General features: G+C 68.0%; 30 protein-coding genes. 16 read left to right on the top strand and 14 right to left on the bottom strand.

Annotation, left to right across the window (positions count from 1 at the left end):
- The gene (locus IG75_RS0110930) at positions 1-210 is read left to right on the top strand and encodes a hypothetical protein (protein ID WP_030521101.1); all 210 of its coding nucleotides are present in this window, start codon (positions 1-3) and stop codon (positions 208-210) included.
- Here the strand turns inward: IG75_RS0110930 and IG75_RS0110925 are convergent.
- Positions 201-1,409: a ferredoxin--NADP reductase gene (locus IG75_RS0110925; protein ID WP_030521100.1), complete on the bottom strand. Its 1,209-nt coding sequence runs from the start codon at positions 1,407-1,409 to the stop codon at positions 201-203. The two genes, IG75_RS0110930 and IG75_RS0110925, sit on opposite strands and share 10 nt — an antisense overlap.
- 100 nt (positions 1,410-1,509) lie before the next feature.
- Between IG75_RS0110925 and IG75_RS0110920 the strand changes: the two genes are divergently transcribed.
- The 7 genes from IG75_RS0110920 (at position 1,510) to IG75_RS37305 (ending at position 7,538) form a co-directional block, all read left to right on the top strand.
- Positions 1,510-2,913, top strand: a complete 1,404-nt coding sequence (locus tag IG75_RS0110920) for a class I adenylate-forming enzyme family protein (protein WP_030521099.1) — start codon at positions 1,510-1,512, stop codon at positions 2,911-2,913.
- Complete coding sequence (locus IG75_RS0110915; protein WP_030521098.1) at positions 2,891-3,796, top strand: acyl-CoA dehydrogenase family protein; 906 nt, start codon at positions 2,891-2,893, stop codon at positions 3,794-3,796. The genes IG75_RS0110920 and IG75_RS0110915 overlap by 23 nt, the downstream gene beginning before the upstream one ends.
- Positions 3,783-4,871, top strand: a complete 1,089-nt coding sequence (locus IG75_RS0110910) for an acyl-CoA dehydrogenase family protein (protein WP_030521097.1) — start codon at positions 3,783-3,785, stop codon at positions 4,869-4,871. Before IG75_RS0110915 ends, IG75_RS0110910 begins: the two co-directional genes overlap by 14 nt.
- Before the next feature lies 1 nt (position 4,872).
- Positions 4,873-5,640, top strand: a complete 768-nt coding sequence (locus IG75_RS0110905; protein WP_030521096.1) for an enoyl-CoA hydratase/isomerase family protein — start codon at positions 4,873-4,875, stop codon at positions 5,638-5,640.
- A gap of 57 nt (positions 5,641-5,697) precedes the next feature.
- Positions 5,698-6,246, top strand: coding sequence for a hypothetical protein (locus IG75_RS0110900; RefSeq protein ID WP_030521095.1), 549 nt, complete (start codon positions 5,698-5,700; stop codon positions 6,244-6,246).
- A gap of 6 nt (positions 6,247-6,252) precedes the next feature.
- Positions 6,253-6,531, top strand: a complete 279-nt coding sequence (locus IG75_RS36230; protein WP_030521094.1) for a P-loop NTPase family protein — start codon at positions 6,253-6,255, stop codon at positions 6,529-6,531.
- Between the two features lie 320 nt (positions 6,532-6,851).
- Positions 6,852-7,538 (top strand): GNAT family N-acetyltransferase, encoded by a 687-nt coding sequence (locus IG75_RS37305; RefSeq protein ID WP_051714479.1) that lies wholly within the window; start codon positions 6,852-6,854, stop codon positions 7,536-7,538.
- A gap of 78 nt (positions 7,539-7,616) precedes the next feature.
- On the opposite strand, the gene IG75_RS0110885 is transcribed toward IG75_RS37305, so the two are convergent.
- A complete protein-coding gene (locus IG75_RS0110885) occupies positions 7,617-8,333 on the bottom strand; it encodes an SDR family NAD(P)-dependent oxidoreductase (RefSeq protein ID WP_245713298.1) in 717 nt (238 codons plus the stop codon).
- Positions 8,334-8,512: 179 nt separating this feature from the next.
- Positions 8,513-9,277, bottom strand: coding sequence for an SDR family NAD(P)-dependent oxidoreductase (locus IG75_RS0110880; RefSeq protein ID WP_030521091.1), 765 nt, complete (start codon positions 9,275-9,277; stop codon positions 8,513-8,515).
- 100 nt (positions 9,278-9,377) lie between these two features.
- Here IG75_RS0110880 and IG75_RS0110875 point away from each other — a divergent pair, with 100 nt between their 5' ends.
- The 3 genes from IG75_RS0110875 to IG75_RS40870 all read left to right on the top strand — a co-directional run bounded on the left by IG75_RS0110875 (position 9,378) and on the right by IG75_RS40870 (position 12,166).
- A complete protein-coding gene (locus IG75_RS0110875; RefSeq protein ID WP_030521090.1) occupies positions 9,378-10,526 on the top strand; it encodes a thiolase family protein in 1,149 nt (382 codons plus the stop codon).
- Complete coding sequence (gene meaB, locus IG75_RS0110870; protein WP_051714478.1) at positions 10,523-11,452, top strand: methylmalonyl Co-A mutase-associated GTPase MeaB; 930 nt, start codon at positions 10,523-10,525, stop codon at positions 11,450-11,452. The genes IG75_RS0110875 and meaB overlap by 4 nt, the downstream gene beginning before the upstream one ends.
- Before the next feature lie 237 nt (positions 11,453-11,689).
- Positions 11,690-12,166, top strand: a complete 477-nt coding sequence (locus IG75_RS40870; protein ID WP_030521088.1) for a tetratricopeptide repeat protein — start codon at positions 11,690-11,692, stop codon at positions 12,164-12,166.
- Here the strand turns inward: IG75_RS40870 and IG75_RS0110860 are convergent.
- From IG75_RS0110860 to IG75_RS0110845, 4 genes are read right to left on the bottom strand one after another with little or no spacing between them, the layout of a single operon-like run.
- Positions 12,163-12,573: a nuclear transport factor 2 family protein gene (locus tag IG75_RS0110860; protein ID WP_030521087.1), complete on the bottom strand. Its 411-nt coding sequence runs from the start codon at positions 12,571-12,573 to the stop codon at positions 12,163-12,165. The genes IG75_RS40870 and IG75_RS0110860 overlap by 4 nt on opposite strands.
- On the bottom strand, positions 12,570-13,652 hold the full coding sequence (locus IG75_RS0110855; RefSeq protein ID WP_051714477.1) for an NAD(P)H-dependent amine dehydrogenase family protein: 1,083 nt from the start codon (positions 13,650-13,652) through the stop codon (positions 12,570-12,572). Before IG75_RS0110855 ends, IG75_RS0110860 begins: the two co-directional genes overlap by 4 nt.
- 34 nt (positions 13,653-13,686) lie before the next feature.
- Positions 13,687-14,538, bottom strand: coding sequence for an acyl-CoA thioesterase (locus IG75_RS0110850; RefSeq protein ID WP_030521085.1), 852 nt, complete (start codon positions 14,536-14,538; stop codon positions 13,687-13,689).
- 48 nt (positions 14,539-14,586) lie between these two features.
- A complete protein-coding gene (locus IG75_RS0110845; protein WP_030521084.1) occupies positions 14,587-15,243 on the bottom strand; it encodes a TetR/AcrR family transcriptional regulator in 657 nt (218 codons plus the stop codon).
- Positions 15,244-15,426: 183 nt separating this feature from the next.
- Here IG75_RS0110845 and IG75_RS0110840 point away from each other — a divergent pair, with 183 nt between their 5' ends.
- The 4 genes from IG75_RS0110840 to IG75_RS0110825 all read left to right on the top strand — a co-directional run bounded on the left by IG75_RS0110840 (position 15,427) and on the right by IG75_RS0110825 (position 19,001).
- Positions 15,427-16,425, top strand: coding sequence for an acyl-CoA dehydrogenase family protein (locus IG75_RS0110840; protein WP_030521083.1), 999 nt, complete (start codon positions 15,427-15,429; stop codon positions 16,423-16,425).
- Between the two features lie 123 nt (positions 16,426-16,548).
- Entirely contained in the window at positions 16,549-17,337 is a 789-nt protein-coding gene (locus tag IG75_RS0110835) for an enoyl-CoA hydratase (protein ID WP_030521082.1), read from the top strand.
- Between the two features lie 195 nt (positions 17,338-17,532).
- Positions 17,533-18,042, top strand: a complete 510-nt coding sequence (locus IG75_RS0110830; RefSeq protein ID WP_030521081.1) for an MTB12 C-terminal domain-containing protein — start codon at positions 17,533-17,535, stop codon at positions 18,040-18,042.
- Between the two features lie 416 nt (positions 18,043-18,458).
- Positions 18,459-19,001, top strand: a complete 543-nt coding sequence (locus IG75_RS0110825; RefSeq protein ID WP_030521080.1) for an MTB12 C-terminal domain-containing protein — start codon at positions 18,459-18,461, stop codon at positions 18,999-19,001.
- 100 nt (positions 19,002-19,101) lie between these two features.
- Here IG75_RS0110825 and IG75_RS0110820 read toward each other — a convergent pair whose 3' ends face one another.
- The 7 genes from IG75_RS0110820 to IG75_RS0110790 all read right to left on the bottom strand — a co-directional run bounded on the left by IG75_RS0110820 (position 19,102) and on the right by IG75_RS0110790 (position 24,907).
- Positions 19,102-19,929 carry an acyl-CoA dehydrogenase family protein gene (locus IG75_RS0110820; RefSeq protein WP_051714518.1) on the bottom strand — a complete coding sequence of 276 codons (828 nt, stop codon included), beginning with the start codon at positions 19,927-19,929 and terminating at the stop codon, positions 19,102-19,104.
- A gap of 51 nt (positions 19,930-19,980) precedes the next feature.
- Positions 19,981-21,096: an acyl-CoA dehydrogenase family protein gene (locus IG75_RS0110815; protein ID WP_030521078.1), complete on the bottom strand. Its 1,116-nt coding sequence runs from the start codon at positions 21,094-21,096 to the stop codon at positions 19,981-19,983.
- Between the two features lie 71 nt (positions 21,097-21,167).
- Positions 21,168-21,584, bottom strand: a complete 417-nt coding sequence (locus IG75_RS0110810; protein ID WP_030521077.1) for a nuclear transport factor 2 family protein — start codon at positions 21,582-21,584, stop codon at positions 21,168-21,170.
- Positions 21,568-22,782: a metal-dependent hydrolase family protein gene (locus tag IG75_RS0110805; protein WP_030521076.1), complete on the bottom strand. Its 1,215-nt coding sequence runs from the start codon at positions 22,780-22,782 to the stop codon at positions 21,568-21,570. Before IG75_RS0110805 ends, IG75_RS0110810 begins: the two co-directional genes overlap by 17 nt.
- A 2-nt stretch (positions 22,783-22,784) precedes the next feature.
- Positions 22,785-23,120 (bottom strand): hypothetical protein, encoded by a 336-nt coding sequence (locus IG75_RS0110800; RefSeq protein ID WP_030521075.1) that lies wholly within the window; start codon positions 23,118-23,120, stop codon positions 22,785-22,787.
- A complete protein-coding gene (locus IG75_RS0110795; protein WP_030521074.1) occupies positions 23,110-24,372 on the bottom strand; it encodes an aromatic ring-hydroxylating oxygenase subunit alpha in 1,263 nt (420 codons plus the stop codon). The genes IG75_RS0110800 and IG75_RS0110795 overlap by 11 nt, the downstream gene beginning before the upstream one ends.
- Positions 24,373-24,376: 4 nt before the next feature.
- The gene (locus IG75_RS0110790) at positions 24,377-24,907 is read right to left on the bottom strand and encodes a carboxymuconolactone decarboxylase family protein (protein ID WP_030521073.1); all 531 of its coding nucleotides are present in this window, start codon (positions 24,905-24,907) and stop codon (positions 24,377-24,379) included.
- Between the two features lie 339 nt (positions 24,908-25,246).
- Here IG75_RS0110790 and IG75_RS0110785 point away from each other — a divergent pair, with 339 nt between their 5' ends.
- The gene (locus tag IG75_RS0110785; protein ID WP_081876785.1) at positions 25,247-26,620 is read left to right on the top strand and encodes an ABC transporter substrate-binding protein; all 1,374 of its coding nucleotides are present in this window, start codon (positions 25,247-25,249) and stop codon (positions 26,618-26,620) included.

The following is a 26,620-nucleotide window of genomic DNA, read 5'->3' as shown; positions in this document are numbered from 1 at the left end:
GTGCCTGCTGTCCGGGAGCTGGATGAATCGGCCGGAGACGTCGTCGAGGTCGACGGCGTCCTCACCGTGAAGGTCATCGAGGTCGATCTCGTCCAGCGCCGCAGCACTCCGTCTCCAGGGGCATGCCCGTGCACCCCGCCGCGCGAGATGACCGACGACGTCACCGCAACCCACGCGCGCAACGCCGCTGTCAGCGGGAGCTATTCGTAGCGGACGGTCACCGATGGGGTATCGGGGACGGCCTGGCAGGTGAGGATGTAACCCTCGTCGAGGTCGTCGTCGGTGAGGGCGTCGTTGACTCGCATGGTCGCCTTACCCTCGGTGAGTTTGGCCATGCAGGTGGCGCAGTTACCGGATTCGCAGGAGAACGGTGGCGTCAATCCGGCTCGGCGGGCGCTCTCCAGGAGGGTTTCGCCGTCGCGGCGCGGGACGGATTTCTTCTTGCGGTTGAGGATGATCGTCACCGTGCCCTCCTCGACGGCGGATCCCCCGGGGGTGGTCGCTGAGGCGCCGGTGCTCGCGGTCTGTGTCAGGGCCCCCGCGTCGGCCACCGGGTTGACGACAGCACTCGATACGGCTGCGGCGGGGGTCGCGGCTGCGGTGGATCCAGCCTGCGCCACAGCCGGATTCGGGGTGGCAGCCGTAGTCGCATTCGTGGTGGATCCAGACTGTGCCGCAGGTGGGTTCGCGGCGCCGGCCGCGGGGGGTGCGGGCTTGGCCGCGGCGCCGCCGAACCGTTCCGAGAAGATCCGGCCCGGGCCCGGTAGGGCGTTCTCGACGAGTTCCATGAAGGGTTCCGGGCCGCAGATATAGGCGTCGCCGGAGGTGTGGGGGCCGACGAATTCGAGGACCTTCGCGGCGTTCACGTACCCGTGTTCGTCGTCGCGGTGCCGCACGACGGTCAGCCGGCCGGGGTAGCGGGCGGCCAGTTCGTCCAGGGCGGCTTCGAAAATGGCGGAGGTGCGGTCGCGGTCGGCGCACAGCAGGCGGACATCGCGGTCGGTGGTCGCCAGGGTGCTCTTGGCCAGGGAGATGATCGGCGTGATCCCGCTGCCGCCGGAGAAACCGAGCACCGGGACCTCGCCTTCGCGCAGGCAGAATCGGCCGGTCGGCACCGTCAGTTCGACCTCGTCGCCTTCGCTCAGGTTGTCGTGCATCCAGTTCGACACCGTGCCGCCGGGTACGCGTTTGACCGTGGTCATGAACTCGGTATCGGTCACCGGGCAGCTCGACATCGAGTACGAGCGGAAGTACGGCTTGCCGTCGACCACGAACTTGAACGTGCAGAACTGGCCGGCCTGGTAGGCGAAGGGGCCGTCGTGCGGTTCCAGCACGAAGGTGCGGGTGTCCGGTGTCTCCTTCACGATGCGCGTCACCTTCGCGCGCCGGAACAACGGTGGTCTCGCCATGGTCGCCTCCTTCTGGTATTAAGATTCTATCCAAGCGAGAATGATATTCTCAAATTCGGATAGGAATTGCCATGAAGTGCTACCGGATCGGGGGACGCAGATGACGGGCCCCACAGTGCTCGCCTTCGAGGACCGCGAGTACACCCGCGCCGAACTGGATGCGGCGGCCGACGGTCTGGCCGAGTTGCTCGCACAGCGCGGGGTCGGATCCGGGCAGCGAGTGGCGTTGATGTCCTCGAACCGCCCGGAGTTCGTGACCGCGGTGCTGGCGGTCTGGCGGCTGGGGTCCGCGGTCGTGCTGCTCAGTCCGGCGTGGAAACGTGCCGAGGTCGCGCACGCGCTCGAGATCACCGGCGCGCAGCACGCGCTCGGCGATCATCCGGTGCTGGCCGAGCTCGCGGACATGATCTCCCTGGACGATCCCGCACCCTCGCCCACCCGCACGTTCGCCGAGCCCGAGCCCGGCAGTGACGCGGTGCTCGTGTTCAGTTCCGGCACCACCGGTATGCCGAAAGCCGTCCGCCACACCCACACGTCGTTCGCGGCGGCGGTGCGGCACTGGCGCGATGCGCTGCGACTGGGCTCGGGCGACCGGATCCAGGTGGCGACACCGCCGTCGCATATCCTCGGCATCCTCAATATCGTCACCGCGCTGGAGTGCGGCGCCTGGGTGCGATTGCATCGGCGGTTCGAACTGGAACGGGTGCTGCGGCACATCGAATCGGACAAGATCACCATCGAGATGGCGGTCGCCCCGATCGCCCTGGCGATGGCGCAGCACCCCGGTCTGGAGTCCTACGACCTCTCCTCACTGCGCTACATCATGTGGGGCGCGACTCCGGTGACGGCGAGTGTCGCCGAGACCGTCACCCGGCGCACCGGCGTCACCTGGCTACCCGCCTACGGGGCGAGCGAACTCCCGGTGATCGCCTGCAACCCGATCGACTCCCCGCGCCTCGATTCCGTCGGCAAGGCCGTGCCCGGCGTCGATGTGCGGGTGGTGTCGCTGGAAGACGGACGACCCGTCGCGCCGGGGGAGGACGGCGAGATCCAGTTGCGCGCCGAATCGGTGATGGCGGGCTACCTTCCCGATGCGGCCACCGCGGGAGCGTTCGACGACGGCTGGTACCGCACCGGCGATGTCGGGAATCTGGACGCGGACGGCTGGCTGCGGCTCACCGACCGCTCCAAGGAAATGATCAAGGTCCGCGGATTCCAGGTGGCGCCGGCCGAGATCGAAACCGTGTTGCACGGCCACGACGCGGTCGCCGACTGCGCGGTGTTCGGGGTGCCCGACGGTGCGAACGGCGAAGCGATCGTGGCGGCCGTCGCGCTCACGAGCCCGGTGACGGCCGACGAACTGATGACGACCGTGCAGGAGCGGCTGGCCGGGTACAAGCGGTTGCGGCAGGTGCTGTTCGTGGACGAGATTCCCCGCCTGCCGTCCGGCAAGGTGTTGCGGCGAGTGCTGAAGGAGCGGTATGGACGTCCGGCTGACGAGTGAACAGCGGCAACTGCGCGACGCGGCCGCGAAACTGGCCGACGAACTCGGCCCGGGTTCGGTGCTGGACCTCGCCGATGCCCGCCGCCGCACCCGCTTGGAGGACGCGGTCGCGGGCACCGGTTTCCGGGAACTGCGCTCCGACGGCGCCTCCGGGGTGGAGGTGGCGATCGTGGCCGAGGAGTTCGCGCGCGGACTGGTCGACGTCCCGTTCCTGGGCCCGGTCCTCGCCGATGATCTACAGGGCCGGCTCGACGGTGACACCGCGCGGTGGACGGTGGCGCACCGGGGCGTCGCGATCGACGCCTCAGGCTGCGACCGGGTGCTGAAACTGGAGGACAGCGGTGTATTCGCCGGGCCGGTCGGCGACCAGGTCGCCGGTGCGGATCTCACCCGGGCCACGGGTGCGGCCGCGGGCCCCTGGGAAGCCAGGGGGGATATCTCCGCGGGGCACCGGGATCGCTGGCTGGCGCTGGCGCTCACCACCACCTGCGCCGATCTGGTCGGTGCCGCGCGCGGTGCCCAGCGGCTCGCGGTGGAGTACGCGAAAGTGCGTAGCCAGTACGGGAACACCATCGGTTCCTACCAGGCGATCGGGCATCTGCTGGCGGAGAGCGAGGCCCTGATCGAGGGATCGATCAGTGCGCTGTGGCATGCCGCCTGGGCGGTCGACGAACTCGAACCGGAGCCGGCCCTGTGGGCGGCGCGGATCGCCAAACTCTATGCCGCCCGCGCCGCCCGGACCGTCTGCGAAACCGCGATCCAGGTGCACGGCGGGATCGGCAACACCTGGGAATGCCTGGCCCACGTGTATCTGCGGCGGGCCCTGGTGTCCACCGAACTGTTCCCCGTACGCCTGGAGGAGGCCGGCCTTGGACTTTCGTGATTCCCTGGAGGAGGCGGCGTTCCGGGAGCGCCTGCGCGACTGGCTCGCCGGGGTGGCGGGCACCTACCCGACCTCCGGCGACGAATACTGGGCCCGGCAGGGCGAATGGCATGCCGAGCTGTACCGGGCCGGATTCTTCGGCCTGTCCTGGCCCAAGGAGTACGGCGGACAGGAGCTGCCGCCGGTCTACGACGTGATCCTGGACGAGGAACTCGCGATCGCGGGGGCGCCGCCGCGGCCGAGTCTCGGCTATCTGATCCAGGGGCTGGGCCGTCATGCGAGCCCGGAGCTGTGCCGCCGCTTCCTGCCCGGCATGATCGACGGAAGCCAGCGCTGGTGCCAGGGTTTCAGTGAGCCGGGTGCCGGATCGGATCTGGCCTCCCTCACCACCACGGCCACCCGCGACGGCGACGACTACGTCATCCACGGCCACAAGATCTGGACCAGCTACTCCGATGTGGCCGACTGGTGCCTGCTGCTGGCCCGCACCGATCCGGCCGCGCCCCGGCACAAAGGGATCTCGGCGTTCGTGCTCTCGATGAAACAGCCCGGAGTGGAGCAGCGGCCGCTGGAGATGATGAGCGGGGTGACCACCGAATTCGGACAGGTCCTCTTCGACGGCGCCCGGGTGCCCGCGGACCAGCTGGTGGGTGCGCCCGGCGAAGGCTGGAAACTGGCCATGACGGTGGTCGGGCACGAACGCGAACCGTCCACCCTCGGCTACGCCGCACGCTACGGGAAGCTGGTGCGCCAGCTGGCCGCGCGCACCGACGGCGCGGTCCCCGACGAACTCGCGTGGGCGGCGGTCCAGGCGGAGATGCTGCGACTGCATGTGCGGCGGCGGCTGTCCGAACAACTGGACGGGGTGACCCACGGGCCGCAGGGGTCGCTGGACAAATTGCTCATGACCTGGGTCGACCAGTCGGTCGGGCATGCCGCGCTCGCCGTGGCGGGCACCGGTGACCAGGAGATGTTCGGCTCCTATCTCTACAGCCGCGCGCAGAGCGTGATGGGCGGGACATCGCAGATCCAGAAGAACATCATCGCCGCGCGCATCCTCGGATTGGGAGCCTGAAATGTACGATATGCCAACGGAAATCGACGTCCGCGCCGACGGTCCGCTGCGAATCATCACCCTCAACCGCCCGGACGCGCTCAATGCGGTGGACGACGCGCTGCACACCGGGCTGGCCCGGCTGTGGCCGCGCCTGGCCGAGGATCACGACGCCCGGGCGGCGGTGCTCACCGGTGCCGGCAAGGCCTTCTCGGCGGGCGGTGATTTCGCCTATCTCGCGGAGTTGAGTCGCGATACGGTGCTGCGCGAGAAAACCATCGCGCACGGTCGCGATATCGTGCTCGGTATGGCGCGCTGCCGGGTACCGGTGGTCGCCGCGGTCAACGGTCCCGCCGTCGGTCTCGGCTGCAGCCTGGTCTCGCTCAGCGATATCGTCTATATCGCCGACACCGCTTATCTCGCCGACCCGCACGTCCAGGTCGGGCTGGTGGCCGCCGACGGCGGTCCGCTGACCTGGCCGTTGCACACGAGTCTGCTGCTGGCCAAGGAGTACGCGCTCACCGGCGCGCGTATCTCGGCGGAACGCGCGCGGGAGATGGGCTTGGCCAATCACGTGGTGGCCGACCCGCTGGCCGAGGCGCTGGCCTGTGCGAAGCGGATCGCGGAAATGCCCCGCCAAGCGGTGGAAGCGACCAAGCGGGTGTTGAACATCCAGCTCGAGAAGTCGGTGGCGGCCACCCTGGACTACGCCACCACCGCGGAGTACCAGTCGTTCCAGACCGACGATTTCCAGGCGACGATCGCCCGGCTCAACTCCGGGAAGAAGTAGCTTCCGGCATATGAATACGGCAGCGGCCGTTGGTGTTCCGTTCTCTATGCTGAGCCGATGGACGCATCGGCCGGTGAGCACCACCCGTGGCCGGAATTCCGGCCGGTCACCGAATCGACATGGCAAGGGGTTCTGTCGGAGAACTGGGCGACCGGTGCTCCGGAACTGACGTGGAGCCTCTACTTCGACGGCTACCCGGACGGGACATCCGGGGTGCAATTCCACATCGAGTGGATCCCATTCGCCGTGTCGTCCTGGCGTGAGCTCGAAGGCGCGCAGGCCGAATGCGAAGAGTTCGGCGAGCCGATCGAGGCCTACCTCTTCGACGGCGAACACAGCAGTTTCGACTATGTGCGCATCGAGGCGCTGCATCAGGCTGGAACAACGGTGCGATTCATGATCCATTTGGGCTGGTGTGAGGTGGACCAGGTCAAAGTGAACGACGAGGACGACTGGGCGGATATCGACCGGCTGCGAGTGGTGGTGGATGCCGAGTTCCAGGGCGTGACCGTCCGGACGCCGGAACACCGATTGGCCGATTTCATCGATACCACCGGTTTGGTGTTCGACGCTGCCCGTGACACCTATCGGCCGGCCGGCGATTGATCAGCAGTGCCGGTCGGATTGCGTTCCTTCACCGCGGACATCGAGACCGGCCGCCGGCGCGACACCGTCCTCGACCAGGTGGATCTGCGCGTCACCGCCGGGCGGCTCACCGCCTTGCTCGGCGGCCCTGGTGACGGCAAGACGATGACCGTCTACGCCCCGACCGGCCGTCTGCCCGAAGTTACCCGGACCACCGGTGAAGTCCTGGTCGACGGCGGCGTCGGCGACAGGTCGGTCTCGGCACGTGCGGCCGGTGATTTCACCAGGCGACGGCGTCATCGCTGAGACGCCCGAAACGCCGCGCGGTGTGTCCCGGGCACAGGCCGGCCGGACCCGGCTCGATCCCGCCGGCGTGTAGACGGTCGGTCGAGGGCACCGCGGCGCAGGCACGGCCGACCCGCGCGGAACGCCACCACCGGCAGCGGGCTCGGCTCCGGACGAAACGGGATTCTGTGGTACCGGCGGTTTGTACTTCTGAAAGAGCAGTACCGCCCGTCGTGGTGGCAGGATCTACGGTCGTGTGTCCGGCCGGGGGCAGCGCAGAAACGTGTCGCGGTCCGTGGAGGAAATCGATGTCGGGCTGGTCCCGGGTAAAAGCCGAATTGATGCAGCGTGTGAAGAATGCCGTACACGGTGTCGCCCAGCTCCGCGCCGCGCCCTCCGCCCAGACCGCCGACCGGCTCCGTGGGGGACTCGACACGGCGGGCGATGCCGAGGACCGAGCCGTCACGCTGTTCGCCGCGGATCAGCACGACAGCTCCTCCGGCGATGCCGTACCCGTAGCTTCCGGAACGCCAGGGAGCGGTCCCACCGGCGCCGCGATACGCCGGCTGGCTCCGGATGATTGGCGGGTCAACAAAGAAATCGCTCTCGCTATGGGTGACGACAACCCTCTCGACTTCCGGACAGGTGCGTCGGGCGCGGAGCGGAAAACCGAACCGGAGTACCGGGCGGATTTCGACCGGATCGAATCGTTCGTCGCTTTCCGGGACGGCTCACCGGTAGGGCGTACCCGGCTCGTGCACGGCGATGACCCCGCGATGCTGACGATGGCCGCCGTGTGGGTGTCGCCCGCCGCCCGCGGGGCCGGTATCGGAGATCAACTGATGACCCACGCGGTGGACTGGGCTCGAGGGCACGGCTATCGAGAGATCAGACTGTGGGTGCGGGAGAACAACGAGCACGCCACGAATCTGTATCTGCGGCACGCTTTCCAACTCACCGGCGAGTCCAGGCCACACTTCGCCGACCCCTCGTTGCGATCGGTAGAGATGCGCCACGACCTCTGCTGACGACTCCCCGCTGCGACGGGACGCACAGCTGTGGGAGTCGCGCAGTCGAATCGACGGCTCCGGTAGCCGGACCCGGAATCACACTGTGGCGAGGAGGGTTTCCGAGCGTTGGACCGTCCCGGTGATGCCGGTACCGTCCTGCGCCGCGAGCAGTGCCGCGGCCCGCCCCATCGTTTCCGGCGGTTCCACCATGTCGGCCGGGATCTCAGCGCCACCCGCGGCCTGCCAGCCCTCCGTCAGGACCACCCGGGACGGGCTCAGGCAGTTCACCGCGATATTGTCGGGCCGCAGGTCGGCGGCCAGGCCGAGATAGAGGCGTTCGACCGCGGCCTTGGACACCCAGTAGGCGTTGGACCCGCGGTCCGTCATGTTCACGCCGGTGGTGGTGACCGCGATGAGTGAACCTCCGCCGCGGGCCCGGAGGTAGGGGATCGCCTCCCGGGTCACCAGGAAGACACCGGTGAGGTTCACATCCAGGCACAGCTGCCAGCGCTTCAGCGGGGTGCTCTCGATGGGCCCCAGCCACAGCACCCCGGCATTCGCGACCAGGATGTCGAGGCCGCCGAATTCGGTGACAGTGGTCGCCAGTGCCGCCTGTACCGATTCCTCGTCCGTGACATCGCAGGGCACCGGCAGCGCCCGTCCGCCCGCGGCGGCTATCCGGCCGGCGACATCGTGGATGGTCCCGGGGATCCGGCCTGTTTCCTCGGAGCGGGCTGCCACCGCGACCGACGCGCCCTGCGCGGCCAGGCTCGCTGCTATCGCGGCGCCGATACCGCGACTGGCCCCGGCCACGAAGGCGACCTTCCCCGCCAGCGGTTTTCGCGCGCGGAAGCTGCCGGTTTCGCCATCGGCACCCGCCCCCGGTCCGGAGTCCGCGCCTCGGCAGTCCTGTGCCGGGGATCGGGCGGACGACGCGGCCGGTCCCGCACCGGTCGGCCCGACCGCCGCACGACCCGGTTCGGTCGGGCCGCTCACTTCGGTGGGAACCGCAGGGCGCCGTCGAGGCGGATGACCTCGCCGTTGAGATAGTCGTTCTCCACGATCGACTGCACCAGCTGCCCGTACTCCGGCGAACGCCCCATCCGCTTCGGGAACGGAATCTGCGGCGACCAGTACTGTTCGAGCTGGTCCGCGGCTTTGCCGTAGGCGGGGGTGTTGAACGTGCCCGGGGCGATGGTCACCACCCGGATGCCGAGCGGGGACAGATCGCGGGCCGCGACCAGGGTCATCCCGATCACGCCGCCTTTCGCCGCGGAGTAGGGGAGCTGACCGATCTGTCCCTCGTAGCCGGCGACCGACGCGGTGTTGACGATCACGCCGCGCGAACCTTCCGCGGTGGGCTCGGATTCGGCGATCGCGGCGGCGGACAGGCGCATGACGTTGAAGACCGCGATCAGATAGAACTCGATGGTGGTACGGAACCCGTCGAGCGCCAGCGGGGCGCCGTCCTTGCCCACCAGCCGCCCGCCGGTGGCGGGCCCGCCGTGGGTGTCGACCGAGATACGCAGCGGTCCGAGGGATTTCGCCTCCTCGACGGCGGCCCGCACCGAATCCTCGCTGGTGGCGTCGGTGTGCACATACCGGATACCGAGCTCGTCGGACAGTTCCTTGCCTTTGTCGTCGGCGACATCGGCCACCACCACCTTGGCGCCGGCCGCGTGCAGCCGCCGGACCGTGGCCTCGCCCAGTCCACCCGTGCCCCCGACGACGATCGCCGAACTTCCCTCGATCTGCATGGCGCTACCCTCTCTTGCGATTATCGCTCTCAGATTGAGAGAATACTATTCTCATGTATATCGGCAAGATCGTCGACGTGGGGGAAACTGGAGAGAACTGATGCCTGAAGCCGTGATCGTATCCGCGCTGCGCACCCCGATCGGGACCGCCGTCAAGGGCACGCTGCGTGAAACCACCGCCTTCGACCTGGCCCACCACGTGGTCGAGGCGACGACCAAACAGCTCGAGACCGACGCGCCAATCGACGATCTGATCCTCGGCGAGGGCCGCTACGGCGGCGGGGTGATCGCCCGGCACGCGGCGATCACCGCCGGGCTGACCGGGGCGCCCGGTCTGGCGCACAACCGCCACTGCGCGGCGGGAATGGCGGCGGTGCAGACGGCGGCGGCCGGTATCCGGGCCGGAATGGACCGGCTGGTGCTGGCCGGCGGGGTCAACGCCGATTCCACCGCGCCGAAGGCGCGGTTCCGGGTCGGGCCCGACGAATGGGCCGATCCGTGGACCTCGCCGTCGCACCCGGATCGGCCGGACGCACCGAACCTGGACATGTCGATCACCGTGGGCTGGAACACCGCGATGAAATCCGGTATCTCCCGGGAAGACCTGGACGCCTGGGCGCTGCGCTCGCACCGCAATGCGATCGCGGCCATCGACGAGGGACGGTTCGACGCCGAGGTGGTGCCGATCGCTACCCCCTTCGGGCAGTTCGCGGTCGACGAACATCCACGGCGGACGACCACCCTGGAAAAGCTCGCCTCGCTCAAGGTGCTGCACCCCGAGATCGACGGGTTCTCGATCACCGCGGGCAATGCGGCGGGCGCCAACGACGGGGCCGCGCTGCTCACCGTCGCCAGTGACGAATTGGGTCTGCCGGCGCTGGCCACCATCCGGTCCTGGGCGTCGGTGGGGGTGGACCCGGCCGACACCGGCCTGGCGCCGATCGAGGCGATCACGAAAGCCGCGCGCAAAGCCGGTATCTCGCTCGCCGACGTGAAACTGTTCGAAATCAACGAGGCGTTCGCGTCCGTCCCCGTCGCGGCCGTGCGAGCCCTGGACCTGGACCCGGATCTGGTCAACGTCAACGGCAGCGGCTGCTCGCTCGGGCATCCGGTGGCGGCCACCGGGGCGCGCATGATCGTGACCACGGTCCACGAACTGCGCCGGCGTGGCGGCGGGCTGGCGATTGTGGCCATGTGCGCCGGTGGGGGAATGGGTTCGGCGACCGTGCTCGAGGTCGCCGCGCCGTGACCGGCAACGGTGCCGCCGGGGGCAGGTCCCCGGCGGAACTGATCGCCGCCGCGCGCACCGGATCGGTGCGCGCGGCGGGCCGGTTGCTCACCCTGATCGAGGGGCCGGCCCGCGACGAGGTGCTGCGGTTGCTGGAACCGGCGGATATCCGGGTGGTGGGTTTCACCGGACCGCCGGGCGCCGGGAAGTCGACCACCATCGCGGCGGTCGTGAGTACCTATCGTGCACAGGGCCTCCGGGTCGCCGTGCTGGCCGTCGACCCGTCCTCGCCGTACAGCGGCGGCGCGCTTCTCGGTGACCGGATCCGTATGGCCGCCCATATCGACGATCCGCGGGTACTGATTCGATCGATGGCGACCCGCGGGCATCTGGGCGGACTGTCGGCGGCGGTACCCGCGGCGATCCGGCTGCTGGCCGCGCTGTCCTACGACCTGGTCGTCATCGAATCGGTCGGGGTGGGTCAGTCCGAGATCGAAATCGCCGCCGTGGCCGACCCGACCGTCGTGGTCCTCACCCCGGGTGCCGGGGATGCCGTGCAGGCCGCGAAGGCGGGACTGCTCGAGGTGGCCGACATCCTGGTGGTGAACAAGGCCGACCGGGACGGGGCCGAGCAGACGGTACGTGAGTTGCGCGCCGAGTCCGATGTCCCGATTCTCACGGCGGTCGCGGCGAACGGTACCGGTATTCCCGAACTGGTCGGCGCCGTCGAGGCCCACCATCGCGCCGATACCGCGCAGCGCCGTGCCGCCCGGGCCCGGGCGCAGATCCTGTCACTCGCCTACAGCCGATTACGCGTCCATCCCACGCTCGGCGCCCTCGCCGACGCGGTCGGGGCGGGCGAATGCGACCCCTATACCGCCGTCGACCACCTGATGCGGCCGGTCGATACCGGGGACCGGCCCACCACCGGCCTCGTCACCGAGTGATCCGCGCAGAAGCCGTGGGGGACAGGTCGAACAACTCGGTGCCCGGTCCCCAGTGCTCGGCCGCCCGCGCCGTGGCGGCAATGCCTCGGAGGGCCGGGTTGCCCCCGGTTACCGGTCTTCCTCGATGAGCGAAGTGTGTCGTAGTGCTCCGGCACCATAGGTCTGTGTCGGCGCCGACAGCCGGTCGATGATCGACGAGCAACCTCGCCGAGCACCGATACCGGCGAGACCACAGCGATGGGGGTACTCACTGTGTTACTGGAAAATCGGGGCGATTCGGTCGAAGCCGAAACCCGCGCGCGCCGCGCGGCCGAGGCAGGCCTCGCCGAGGCGATGAACGACCTTGCGGTCCTGCTGGAGAAAAGGGGCGAGACCTCCGCGGCCGAGACGTGGTACCGCCGAGCCGTCGCCGCCGATCACGGCACGGCGATGTACAACCTCGCGCTCATGTTGGAGGGAAGGGGTGCGATCGAGGAGGCCGAAGCCTGGTTCCGGCGGTCGGTGAGCGGTGGAAACCATCATGCGTTATATGCCATAGCGCGCCTCCTGACCCGGCAAGGGAAAGCGGAGGAGGCGGAACTCTGGCTACGGCGTGCCGTGGCCGGTCTGTGCCCCGGTTATCCACGGAGCGCGAATCCGACCAGCGGTGGCCCGGTTCGGGGGCCCCGATCTCGCCTCCGGACCAGGGATTCGTCCTGCTGCCCGCGGTTCTAGGCGTCCGCGGGCCGGTAGTCCGTGTGCAGGCGGGTCAGCCGCTGGGTCCGGATACGCCATGTGCCGTCGATCTTGGCGTAGGTCTCGTGGTAGTGCCCGAAACCGTGCACTCGCGTACCGTTCGGCCAGGACAGCCGGTCCTCCAGCGCCCAGATACCCTGGGCCGTGGTCTCGCTCAGCACATCGATCTCGGGGGAGTGCCCGTGATGGATCGTCAGCGCGTCGCCGATCCGGCCGGTGAGGAAGGTGAGGAACTCGTCCGCACCGGTGATCACCTCGCCACCCGACTCGGAAAGGTCGATCACCACGTCGTCGCAGAACAGTGCGCGGAACCCGGCCCAGTCCTTGGTGTCCATCAGGCGGAAATAGCGGGCTTTGAGTGCGCGCAGTGCTTCGTGGTCGTTCATGGTCGTCCCAGGTTCGCGGTGATCGCCGGCAGGTCCAGTACCGTGCGGATGCCCGGTGGCGCCGCGCAGACGGGTGCGACGGCGTTGACCGCACGGTTGGCGGTATAGGAGGGGGAGTGTTCGGCCATCTCCGCGAGCGGGAAGGGGAACACCATATCGATCTCGAGCGGAGCATCCCCGCGCACCGACAGATGCCAGCCGGTGGGGCGGATATCCCAGCCGGTTTCGGCGTCGGCACCGCAATGCCAGACGGCCCGGAAGGATACGACGGTGTGCCCGGCGCGCCGGCCGGCGATCGTGATGCGCTGCGCCGCCACGGTGCCCTTCTCGACGGTGCCGGCGGCGATGTCGAATGTGTGTCCCGCGGTCGCGACCTCGCCCGCCGCGGTGACCTCGTCGAGGGGCAGGCCGATGCCGTCGGCGAGCAACCGCAGCGACGGCCCGAAGCTGTCGCGTAGGTGGTCGAGCCGGGCGGTGGCGAACTCGGCCGGGGGGCTGCCGAAGCCCATGACGTCGAACAGGATGGCCGGCGAGTTCCGCTGGGAGAGGTCGGCGTATTCCTCGATGGCCAGCGAGTCGAGCCGTCGCTGGATCGAGGCGAGTACCAGCGGTACCGCCTCGGTGATGAATCCCGGGCTGCTGCCGGTGCTGTGGATCGAGGTGGTGCCCGCGGCGCAGGCCGCCTCCACCCGGGCCCGGATCCCGGGATCCATACTGGGCGGGTGATGGAAGAGGCCGACGGTGGTGACGATATTCGTGCCCGCGGCCAGGATCGCGCACACCTCGTCGATATCGCAGGTCTGCGGCATATAGAGCACGCAGTCCGGGTGCCGGGCCAGAATCTGCTCGATATCGGCGGTCGCCCGGACTCCGGTCGGTGCGTCCAGGCCACAGAGTTCGGCGGCGTCGAGCCCGGCCTTGTCCGGCGAATGCGAATAGAGAGCGGCCAGTTCGAGTCCCGGATGGGCGATCACCGCGCGCAGGGCGCGTCGGCCGATGGTGCCGGTGGCCCATTGGGCAACCCGGTACAGGCCGCCGGAGTCACGACCGGCGGCGGAGGTCAAAGTGTCTGGTTGCATCGGATGCTCCGTCCGTGGAGTGCGGTACTGCCGGTCAGGGACGGAAACGCAGCAGGGCTTCCTGCGCGAAGGAGGCCACCAGAGTGCCGTCGGTGGTGAGGACGTCGCCGCGTCCGTAGGCGCGACCGTGGGCCAGGACCGTGCCGTGATGCCGCAGCAGCAGCCAATCGTCGCTGCGGAACGGCCGATGGAACCAGAGAGTGTGCGAGGTGGTGGCCGAGGTGAATTCGGTGCCGTTACCGCTGTGCTCGAAACCGTCGAGCTGGCGCAGCACCGTACCGATCACGTTCAGGTCGGTCGCGTAGGCCACCAGTCCGGGGGCGAGTTCGGGCCCGACCTCGGGGGTACGCATCCACAGGTCGTATTCGGCCGGGCCCACCGATTCATCGCTCAGGTCGGTCAGTGAGCGGGTCTCCCAGGGGATGAGTCCGATCTCGATCCGGTGCTCGGGTCCCGGCAGCGGTGAGGGCGCCGCGATCTCCTGGCTCTGCCGGCCGTCCTCCATCGCGGTCATGGAGACCAGCGCGGTGGCGATCACATCGCCCTTCTGGCGCGCGGCGATGGTGAGGGTCGCGAAGGAGCGGCCGCGGTGCTGCGGTTGCACCACGTAGTACACCGGGGCGTCGCTCTTACCTTCGCGCGCGAAGATCACGTGCACGGATTTCACGGTCTTGTCGGGGCAGGCGAAAACCGCCGCGCGCAGGAACTGCGCCAGCAGCTGGCCGCCGAACAAGCGGTGGTATTCGAGTTGCTGATTGGGGCCCTCGAACACCGAGAGGGTGGCCTGGGGGTCGGCGGCGGGCGCGTCGTCGTCGCCGGTCTGCGGCGCGGTCGGCCGCAGGCGTAGGTCCATGCAGGCGAGAAGGTCGGTCCAGAGATCGGGCATACAGCGAGTGTAAGCCTGTTTCTCTGATTTGGAGAACGTTATTCTCGCTCAGTCGGCGTGCGCGAAGCCCCGGGCGCAGAATTCCCAGATCTCCTCGGCGGAGATGGGATACGCGGTCTCGTCGTCGATACCGCCGTTGGACTGTGCGGTGAACATGACCGTCTGCATCACCATGGCCGCCATCCGGCGCGGGTTGACCTCGCTGCGGAGCAGTCCGGCCTTGTCCGCGTCGATCATGAGTTCGGTGAACAATGCCAGCAGCGGGGTGTGCGCGACCTTCACCTGGGCCGGATGGCTGACCAGCAGCTGTGGCGCGAAATCGGTGAACAGCGGGCGCTGTGCGGTCGGATCCGGGCGGCACAGTTCGTAGAGGAGTTCCACGGCCAGTTGCAGCCGTTCCAGGGCGTTGTCCTTACCCGCCGCGGCCGCGCGGATCTGTTCCGCGGTCCGGCTCAGGGCGTCCTCGAACAGGGCCAGCAGCAGTTCGTGCTTACCGTCGAACTGCAGGTAGAAGCTGCGCAGGGACTGTTTCGACCGATCCACGACCTCCTGGACCGTGAAATCGGTGGTGCCCTTCTCGGTGATGATCGCCTGGGCGGCATCGAGGAAGCGCTGGACCCGCTGCTCCGCGCGTAGTTTCGCGGTGCGGATCGAGCGCTCGACGGCGCGCTGCTTCCAGGCCGGTTCTTCGCTCGGGCTGGTCACCGGATGGCCCGTCCGATCCCATCGATCCCATCTGTGGAGAACATGAGTGCACTGTACCGGAGAACGTCCCATGTCTGGGCAGGCACGTCCCGTGTCCGCGCCACTGAGGAGACTATTAATTTCATCTCAAGAGAATGCTATTCTCCTGAACGTAACGCAACCCCGCCACAGGAGGCAGCCCGGATGCTCTTCGAGTTCGATACCGATCAACGGCTGCTGCGCGATACGGTCCGGGAAGTCACCGCCAAGGAGTGCCCGCCCGCGGTGATCCGGGAGATCGTCGACGCCGGTGCGGATCCGGCCCGGCTGTGGAAGACCTACGTCGAACTCGGCTGGACCGAACTGGTGGAACCGGAAGCGACCGTGGAACTCGGTATCGTGCTCGAAGGGCTGGGCCGGGCGACCGATCCCACACCCTATCTCGCCACCATGACCCAGTTCGCGCCGCTGGCCGGGGATTCGGCCACCGCCGACGGCACCGGCGCCGCGGTGTTCGAGGGGGTCACCGCGACCCGCGACGGTGACGGCTGGCTGCTGAACGGCAGCCCCGCTCCGGTCCTGGACGGTGACCGCTGCGAGCGTCTCGCGGTGGTCACCGAAGCCGGTGTGTTCGTGGTCCCCGCCCATGCCGTCACCGCCCGGCGGACCGCCGCCTTCGATCCGGTGCTGCATTTGGCCGAGGTCACCTTCGACGCGGTACGGGTCACCGACGGCGACCGTACCGCCGCCGATCCCGAACGTGCCCGCCAGCTGGCACTGACGGGTCTGGCGCTGACCACGGTGGGCGCCTGCCAGCGGGTCCTCGACATGGTGCTCGAGCATGTTCGCACCCGGCATCAGTTCGATACCGCCATCGGCGCGTTCCAAGCGGTCCAGCACAAGGCTGCCGATATGCATCTGGCCATCGAACGAGCCAGGGCGCTGGCGTATTTCGCGGCACTGTGCCTGGCCGAGGACGATCCGCGGCGCAAGCTGGCGGCCGCGATGGCCAAAGCGGCGGCGGGTGAATGCCAGTCGACGGTGTTCCGCCACGGGGTGCAGTTGTTCGGGGCCATGGGTTTCACCTGGGAGAACGATCTGCAGTTCGCGATCAAGCGGGCCAAGGCCGGTGAGCTGTTGTTCGGCGGGGCGGCGCGGCATCGCGCGGTGGTCGCCGCGGAATACCTCGCCGCCGCACGATGATCGGCGACACCATGGGATCGCGTCTCCGCGGCGGCCGGGCGATCCGACGGCCGCGGGCGGCGCAGTAAGCGCAAACTCGCGCCGGGCCCGTGCCCGGCGCACCCGGAACCGAGGAGTACTGCTTTGTCGTATATCGACTACGAGGTCGCCGACAAGATCGCGACGATCACGCTGAACCGGCCCGAGGCCGCCAATGCCCAGAACTCGGCGCTGCTGGACGAACTCGATGCCGCCTGGACACGGGCGGCCACCGACGACGACGTAGTGGTCATCGTCCTGAACGCCGCGGGTAAGCATTTCTCGGCCGGCCACGATCTCAAGGACGACAGCTGGCCGAAACCGGAGAAGATCACCCTCGACTGGATCTATCAGACCGAGAGCCGACGGTACCTGGAGTACACGCTGCGGTGGCGCAATGTGCCCAAACCGTCGATCGCGGCGGTCCAGGGCCGGTGTATCGCGGGCGGGCTGATGCTGTGCTGGCCGTGTGATCTCATCATCGCCGCCGATAACGCGCTGTTCTCCGATCCGGTGGCGATGATGGGAATCGGCGGCGTCGAGTATCACGGGCACACCTGGGAACTCGGCCCGCGCAAGGCCAAGGAGATCCTGTTCACCGGCCGCGCGGTCACCGCGCAGGAGGCCGCGCAGACCGGCATGGTGAACACGGTGGTCCCGCTGGCGGAGCTACCGGCCAAGACCGCGGAGCTGGCGGCCCGGATCGCGAAGATGCCGCCGTTCGGATTGCGCCAGGCGAAACGGGCGGTGAACCAGACGCTGGACGTCCAGGGTTTCTACGCGGCGGTGCAATCGGTTTTCGATATCCATTCCACCGGGCACGGAAACGCGTTGAGTGTGAGTGGCTATCCGATTCTGGTCGACCTCGAACAGATGAAATCGAATATCAAGTAGACCTGCCGCCCGGGGGATCGATCCGTTCGCCGCGGTATCGATCCCCCGATATCGGAAAGTGATCACCGAAAAGGAAACCGGCGGTCAGGGATTCTTCGACACGGGTAGCGTAACCGATTACGACTGCCCGGAACCCTGTTTCCGAATTTCCCTGATGGACAACGAATCGACGTGTTCATCGGAAAGGTTTCCGCCATGCGTTCCAGTAGAACCCGGCGTAGTGCCGCACTCATCGGCCTGATGGCGCTGACGGCCACGGCCGTCCTCGGCTGCGGCGATTCCACCGACGATGCCGCCGCGGCCACCTCGGCTCCGGCCGCCACCGGTTCGGCCGCGCCGGCCGCGGCCTCCCCGGAGGTCCAGAAGGAGATCACCGACGCGTTCGTCACCTTCTTCGACGGGAAGTCGCCGGCCGCCACGCGGGCGGGGCTCGTCGAGAAGGGCGACGCGTTCGCGCCGATGCTCGAGGGTATGGCCGCCGACCCCCGGGCCTCCGGGACGAGTGTGACCGTCGCCGCGGTCCAACTCGTCGACGACAAGACAGCGGATGTCACCTACACCCTGCTGCTGGGCGGGAATCCGGTGCTGCCGGACCAATCCGGGCAGGCGATCAAGGAGGGTGACACCTGGAAGGTGGCGGCGATGACGTTCTGTTCGCTGCTGGCCGTCCAGGGCAGCGGTGAGCCGAATCCGGCGTGTAGCTGACCGTCGCTCGCGGGGCGGCGCCGGTCCCGTCATCGGGACATCCGTCCCCGCGCGGTGATATCGCGCGATGGACTCTCCACCGGGCTCGGGTGCCGCGTACCGATTGCGCAGGATCGGTATGCCGCCCGGGCCCGCGGCGGTCATCTCGGTGTCGTGATGGTGCCGAGGTGTGGTGAAGGGGTGGCGGCCGCGGATCGTGGGGGTCGAGGACAAGTCACCTCGGGTGCCGGGGGCCGACGCGGACCCCGGATGCCCCGGTAGGCAGCCGAAGCGCGGCTGTTTACCGGATTTCTATCCGTTCAATTGCTTCGAATTCGCCCTTACCCCAGAGTGTCCCGGGCTAAGCTCGCCGCGGCATCTGCGGCGAACCAAGTTTTCCGGAGCTGCGCTTCATCACTCTGCAGAAAGACGAATCGATGTCACGAAGACACCGGGTAGCGCGTATTGCTGCCGCGGGCGGGGTCGCGCTCGCCCTGACCGCGGCCACCGGTTGCGGTAATTTCTTCGGCCCCGACAACTGCTATGTGCTACCCGCCGCGGAAACTCCCGGAGCCGAGAAATCGGCAACGGCAGCCGGATCCGACACCGGAGTCGCGGTCACCGAATCACCGGCTGTCGCGAGCGCCGCCATCGTGGGCGCTTATACGACATTCTTCGCCCCGGCCACCTCGACCGCGGACCGTATCGCTCTGGTGGAGCACGGGGCAGATTTCGAAACCGAGATCTCGGGAATGGCGAATCATATCCGCACGGCGCTCACCACGGTGGAGGTCACCAATGTGGTACTGGCCCAACCCGGAAAAGCCGAATTACGTTTCACCCTCAATATCTCCGGCAGTCCGGTGGTGGACGGACAGGCCGGTCACGCGGTCCGCGAGGCGGACGGCTGGAAGATAGCGGCCTCCACCATGTGCGGCCTGGTCGCGATCTCCGGGGGAGTATCGCAGGCCTGCGCCTGAACCCACCGGCGACCCGGTAGCCGGAACGCCTCGCGCGGGCGTCGTTGAACCGGGCCACCGAGCCACCGCCCTGGTGCGCCGACCAGGGCGAGACGGCGATTCACAGATGCGCGAGCCGCGGCGCGTACCCCAGATCGCGGAGAATCGCGCCGGCCTCCCGGGTGAGTTCCCGGGCGCTGCCGAACAGTCCGTCGAGGACCAGCACGCGCTTGTAATGCCGATGGAACTCGTGTTCCGCGGTGAAACCGATACCGCCCAGGACCTGCTGGCAATGCCGGGCCGTCAGCAACGCCGCCCGGCCCGCGGCAGCCTTCGCCAGCAGAGCGGCCAGCGCCTCGGAATCCTCGGGCCGGGGACGGTGCAGGTCCGGATGCGCCGGGTGGTGGGCATCGCCGGGCGATACCGCCAGCGCGGCCTCCGCGCCCTCGACGGCCACCAGCGATTCGGCCAGACGATGCCGGATGGCCTGGAACCCCGCCACCGGCCTGCCGAACTGATGGCGCTCGAGCGCATGCCGGCGGGCCGGTTCCAGCATGGCCCGCGCCGACCCCACCAGCCACCAGCCCAGTGCCCGACGTGCGGCGTTCGTCGCCGCATCCGGCAGTGCCGCGGCTGCCCCGGTGGTGTCGTTCGTACGCGCCAACGGCAGTTCGGGATCGACGGGTTCCGGTGCGCCTGCCGGCCGTTCGTCGACCCAGCGCACCCAGGCGCCGCCGGTGAACGGTAGCGGTATCCGCTCGCCGACCGGCCGGCCCGCCGCGTGCGCGATCACATCGTCGAGCAGCGGGGCGTGCGTGCCGGTTTCACCGAGCAGCCGGAAGACCAGGGGGACGGCGATCCCGGCGGTGACGGCGGGACCGGTGAGCAGGTCGTGCCAGCCCAGGCCACACAGCGCCGAATACAGGCCGGCGCCGGTGGTCGCCCTCATCGTCTTGCGGAGCGTATCGGTGAGCAGAATCTGTTCGTCGGCGTCCACCGCTCACTCCTTCCCCAGGTCGAGCAGGCGGCGAGCGATGATGTTGCGCTGGATCTCGGCGGTGCCGCCGTAGATGGTCGCCGCGCGCGAATACAGGAATTCCGAGCGCCATTCGGTCTCGTCGAGTTCGACGACACCCGGGAGCAGATCGCGCGCGGTATCGAACAGCTGCTGTTCCGCGGTCGCCAGCAGCACCTTGTCGACGGAGGTGTCCGGCCCCAGGGCGGCACCGCCGGCCAGTCGCCGCTGGGTGGCCCGGGACCGGCAGCGCACGGTGTGCAGCGCCAGATAGGCGGCGCCGAGATCGGCGTCGTCACCGGCGGCGGTCTGATCCAGGACCCGGTCGAGCCGGGTGAACAGGTGGGCGATGCGATGCCAGAAGCAGGTGGAGCGTTCGTACGGCAGCAGATCCATAGCGACCCGCCAGCCGTCGCCGGGCCGGCCGAGCATCCGTTCGGCGCCCACCACCACATCGTCGAAGTACACCTCGGCGAATTCGTCCACGCCGTGCATGGTGCGCAGCGGTCGTACGGTGATCCCCGGCGTGTCCATATCGACGAAGAACGCGGTGATCCCGTCGTGCCCGGGGCCGGTGCGGGTCAGCAGGACGCAGCGGGCGGCGAACTGCGCCAGGCTGGTCCACACCTTCTGACCGTTGATCACCCAGTCCGTCCCCCGCCGGTCGGCCCGGGTGCGCAGGGAGGCCAGATCGGAGCCCGAACCCGGCTCGGAGAAACCCTGGCACCACTGTTCGCTGCCGTCGAGTAGCCTGGGCACCATCCGCGCGGCCAGTTCGGGCCGGGCGTAGGAGATCATGGTGGGCGCGAGCACCTCGACCATCGAGTAGATACCCGGTTCGGCCAGGCCGCGGGTGGCGACCTCCTCACCGAGCACCGCCCGCAGCAGCGGTTCGCCGCCGAACCCGCCGACGGTCTCCGGCCAGCCGTACCGCATCCAGCCCCCGTCGTAGAGCGCCCGCCGGACCCGGGCCAGCTGCGCGACCTGGGCGTCGAAACCGGGTTCCGGTCCGGGGGCGAGGTCGTGCTCGTCCAGCCAGACGCGCAAGCCGGACCGGAACTCCTCGACTTTCGCTTCCGCCTCCGGGCCTGACCCGCTCATGCTGTGTCCATCGGGTATGAGCGGGGGCCCTGCGTGGTCACGCTTCGCTTCCGCCTCCGGGCCTGACCCGCTCATACCGCCGGCCGCTCGAAAGCGTGCGGGATCCCGGAATCGTGGATGCCGCTGCGCCGGATGAAGGTCATGGCGCGGGTCCGTAACCGCCAGCCCTGTTCGGTGCGCAGATAGGTATCGCTGTAGTAGCCGATCCGCATATCGTGACTGGAATGCTCTACGAAGCACAGCGGTTGGGTGCCGGTGCCGGTATCGCCGTCCAGTTCGATCAGTGGGGTGCCGGTGAGGAACAGGCCCTTGGGGGCGGCGTCCACGAGTTCGGGGAACACCTCGAGGGTGTAGGTGTCGCCGAACGCGCTGTAGGTGCCGTCGGGGGCGAATACGCCGATCAGACCGTCGATATCGCCCTTGGTGATGGTCACCGCGTAGCGGGCGAGCAACTGCTGGATCTCGATCAGGTCATCGATTGCCGCCATAGACCTTCCCGCCTTTCATGACGAACCGCACCTGCTGGGTGACGGTGATATCGGCCAGCGGATCGCCGGGTACCCCGATCACATCCGCCAGCAGTCCCTCGGCCAGCCGGCCGCGATCATTCACCTGGATCAGGTCGGCCGCGGTGACCGTGGCCGCCCGCAACACCGACAGCGGGTCCATGCCGCGCTCCACCAATGCCACCAGTTCGTCGGCATTGCGGCCGTGCGGAATGGCCGGTGCGTCGGTGCCGACCGCGATCTTGACCCCGGCGTCGAAGGCCGCCTTCACCGAAGTACGTGCCTTCGGGAACATCTCGGCGGCCTTGGCCTGCAACTCCGGGGCGGCCTTGGACACATCCATGGCGTCGGCGAGCCGAGTGGTCGGCACCAGATAGGTGCCGGCCTGCACCATCATATCGATGGCTTCGTCGTCGACCAGGAAACCGTGCTCGATACAGTCGATGCCGGCCCGGACCGCTTCCTTGACCGCCTCCGCGCCGTGGGTGTGCGCGGCGACGCGCAAACCGCGCCGATGTGCCTCATCCACGATCGCGCGCAGTTCCTCGGACGAATAGTGTTGTGCGCCCGGAGCACCCGTCAACGACATGACCCCGCCGGAAACGCAGATCTTGATCAGCTGGGCGCCGTGTTTGATCTGGTACCGGACCGCTTTGCGTACCTCGTCGACGCCGTTGGCGATGCCCTCCTCCAAGGTCAGCTGGAGAACATTCGGTGCGAACGCGGCGAACATCGTGGGATCCAGATGCCCGCCGGTCGGTGTGATGGCATGGCCGGCCGGGACGATACGCGGTCCGTCGATCCATCCCGCGTCGATCGCTTTACCGAGCGCCACATCCAGGAGATAACCGCCGGTCTTGACGAACAACCCGAGGTTGCGCACGGTGGTGAATCCGGCGCGGAGGGTGCGCCGGGCATTGCCCACCGCGCGCAGCATGCGCAGTGGTGGATCGTCCTGCACCGAGGAGACGAGGCCGGTTTCGCCCCGCCCACCCATCAGCAGGTTGACCTCCATATCCATCAACCCCGGGAGCAGGACGAGATCGCCCAACTCCACGATTTCACCCTCGGGTTCACCGCCGACTCCGACGATCCGATCACCCTCGACGCGCAGGATACCGGGCCGGACGATCTCGCCGGTGTCCACATCGAGCAGACCGGCGGCTCGCAGAGTCAGCATGCTCACACCACCGGCTCCCGCACGATATCCAGGTAGGCCGCACCGCTGTCCGGCACCCGTGGCTGCTTCCACACCTCCACCGGGAACGAGGCCATCACCAGCGACTGCAGCAGATGGAACAGATTGCGAGCATCATCGGGCAGATCGTCGAGGTCGAACCGGTCGCAGTAGGCGATGGCGTCCTCGAGCCGCGCCATTCCCGCGTCGTAGAACTCCTGCATCTCCGGCATCGTGGAGGCCAGCCGTTTGGCATAGCGCTCGGGTTCGGTGGGCAGGATCCAGTCCTCGAACCGCGCCAGATCGGCGAATTCGGCGGGCAGTTTCGACTCAGTTGCCATTGCGGTACTCCTCGACTTTCTTCTGGGCGGTCTTGTGCAGGTGGCGCAGCAGGATCTCCTGGTCGTTGAGCGGGAAATCGGTGACGGTGCGGGTCGCGATCATGGTCTGGGTGGCCTCGAGGGTGTTGGCATCCTGCAACGCGTATTCCTTGAAGGTCACTCCGGCCAGTTCCTGGGCCAGGCGTTCCCGGGCATTCTTCGCGGGTACGAAGTACAGGTTGGCCTCGAAGATGTGCTTGTTCACCGCGGTCGGCCAGTAGTGGTAGGTGAGGTACCAGCCCGGCGCCCAGAACAGCAGCGAGAAGTTGGGCCAGATCTCGAACTCGTCCACACCCCAGGCCTTGTGCCCGCTCGGGTTGATGCCCACGGGCAGCGGGTCCAGGCCCTCGATATCGGGCCGGTCCCAGGGGCCGAACAGACCACTGCGCAGCACGCGTTCGATCGGTTTGACCATGTTCAGGTCCTTGGGCGGCGCCATACCGCCCCAGGAGGAGATCATCGAATGCGGCGGCTGCAGGTCGTAGTGCAGCGCCTCGTAGCCGTAGCCGGCCAGTTTGTCGGCTTCATCCTTGACCGCCTGCTTCATATGCAGGATCGGCGCGTGGTAGAACTCGGCGAAGGCGTCGATGAACAGCTTCCAGTTGCTGCCGACCTCGGCCTTGTAACTGAACACCTCGGTCATCTCGTGGAACGGATAGCCCTCGAGGCCCTTGATCATCGGGCCGAGGAAGGTCGTCAGCGGTTCGGCGTCGGCGTCGAGGTTGACGAAGATGAACCCCTCCCACACCTCGCAGCGCACGTCCTTGAGGCCGTAGTCGGCGCGGTCGAGGCCGAAGAACTCCTTCTCCTGCTGGACGAAGGTCAGCTCGCCCTCGAGGCTGTAGCGCCAGGCGTGGTATTTGCAGGTGAACTGTTTGCAGAAGCCCGAGGTCTCCTCGTTGGGGAAATCGTCCCAGACCAGTTTGTTGCCGCGATGGCGGCAGACATTGTGGTAGGCGTGGACCGCGTTGTCGTTGCCGCGGACGATGATCAGCGACGTGCCCGCGGCGGAGAGCTCCTTGGTGAAGTAGCTGCCCCTGCGCGGCAGCCGTTCCACCCGGCCGACATTGAGCCAGGTCCGCTTGAAGATGGCGTTGCGCTCGTCCTCGTAGAACTCGGGGTCGATGGAATCGCTGTAGTCGACCGGCTCGGTGCCCAGGTCGGGGTAATGCTCGGTCCAGCTACCCGCTGCCGGTTTGTTGAAGTGTGCCAAGGGATTACCTCTCGTACTCGGATCGGACGCCGAAGGTGTTGAAGGCCGCGGCGAGCGTGTTGTAGGTGCCGATGGTGAAGATCAGGTCCATGCGCTGCTGTTCGTCGAGGTGTGCGCACAGCGCGTCCCAGGTGGTGTCGGCCAGATTCGACTTCTCGTCGAGCTCGTCGACCGCCCGCAGGATCAGCTGATCGAGCGCCGCGGTGGCCTCGCCCCGCCGGACCGCCTCGATCTCGGCTTCGGTGATGCCCTCCGCCAACGCGGCTTCCCGGTGGTGGTTCCACTCGTAGATGCAGTCCCGCCGGTGCGCGACCCGCAGGATCGCGAGCTCACGCAGGCGGGCCGGCAGCGACGACCGGAACAGCAGATGGACGTTCAGGGTCAGGAACGCCTTGGTGAGCGCCGGATGCCGGACCAGCGTCGACAGGGCGTTGCTCGCCGATTCCGGATTGCGCAGCCGGCGCGGGAGCATCACCCGGAGCGCGGCGTCGACTTCGTCGTCCCACTCTTCGGCGGGTAGCGGCGGTACACGCATCGCGCCTCCTCTCGATGAGAATGGTATTCTCGCTTTCGGATAACAGGTTTCCATGCGGCGGCCCGTTAGTCAACGCGAGGGTCTACGGACAGGTCGTGGCCACTGTGCGGTGCGGGCGGGCCGATGTTCGGGTGCTGTGTCGTGACCTCGAAGCTCCGGGGTACCCGAAAAAGAGGATATTGATTCTCGATAAGTGAGAAGCTAGTTTTCATTCACCGAGAGCTATGGATACGGCCCGGCCGACCGGGAAGTCTCGCCGCGGAACTCGGTGCGCGGGCGGACGCTGTACCGCCCGATCACGATCGGCCGGCCGATGGGGCCGGCGCAGAAAGGACCGTCGTGAGACCGAAGCGAATAGCCGCCGGCCTGATCGCCGTGGCATTGCTCGCCACCGCCGGTTGCGGAGGCCGCACCGGAACCGAAACCGCGAACACCTCGTCCGGTGATTCGGTGGTCGCCGATTTCGGGGACCTGACCGGTGTCTGCCAGGACGGCGACGCCACCGGAGCGCCGACCCAGGGCGTCACCGACACCGAGATCACCATCGGCGTCTTCTCCGATGTCGGCTATTCGAAGAACCCGGAATTCGTGGACGCCGCCAAGGTATTCACCTCGTGGTGCAATGCCGCGGGCGGGATCAACGGCCGCACCATCACCACCCAGACCCACGATTCCAAGGTGATGGCGGTACGCCAGAAGATGGTGGAGGCCTGCCGGACCGATTTCGCGCTGGTGGGCGGCGGCGCCGGACTCGACGGTCTCGGTGTGAAGGAACGCCTCGAGTGCACCCTGCCCGATATCCCGGCGCAGGTCTCCCAGCAGCCCAACCTCGGTACCGATCTGCAGGTGATCCCCTCACCCAGCACCTACGCCCACTACGACCCCTACAACGCCTTCCGGCGGTGGCTGACCACGGAGGCCTACCCGCAGTCGGCGGGCGCGGTCGGGATCATCAACGGCGACTCCCCGGTCACCAAGGTGCTCGGTGACAAGGCCGTCGAATCGCTGAAGGCGATGGGCGCGAACGTCATCTACAACGAGCTGTACCCGGTGGGCGGGGTCACCGACTGGACGCCCTATGCGCAGGCCATCAAGAACAGCGGGGTCCGCGGGCTGATCTGGTACGGCGAGGACGCGCCGCTGGCCAAACTCGAGGAGAAGCTGACCTCGATGGACTACAAGCTCGACTGGATCGACCCGAACAACAACGCCTTCCGGCCCGACTACGTCGACTTGCTCGGACGCTCGGCGAGCTTCCAGAACAACCTGGTCGACCTGGGCGGCGTGGTACCGCCGCAGTCGGCCGACCGGTCGGCGGCCATGCAGCAGTTGCAGGATCTCTACCAGGAGTACGCGCCGGACGCGGTGATCACCCTGCCGGCCGTCCGTGCCTTCTCGGCCTGGCTGCTGTTCGCCAAAGCGGCGAGCAGCTGCGGTGCCGAGCTGACCCGGACCTGCCTGATCGAAGCGGCGCAGAAAGAGAACGCCTGGAACGGGGGCGGGCTGCACAGCCCGAACGACCTCACGAACAAAGACGCCCCGCCGACCTGCTTCAACGTCATGCAGGCGACGCCGGACGGCTGGAAACCCGTGGAGTTCGGCGCCGACAACGGATTGTTCCGCTGCAACACCCCGCCCTACCGCTACACCGGTGACTACGGCGAGCCGATGACGCTCGCCGATGTCGGCAAGACCATGGCGGACGTCGAGTAA

It is taken from the genome of Nocardia rhamnosiphila NBRC 108938, assembly GCF_000720425.1.
In the GTDB taxonomy this organism is placed as follows: domain Bacteria; phylum Actinomycetota; class Actinomycetes; order Mycobacteriales; family Mycobacteriaceae; genus Nocardia; species Nocardia rhamnosiphila.
This window is presented reverse-complemented; position numbering and strand designations above follow the sequence as displayed.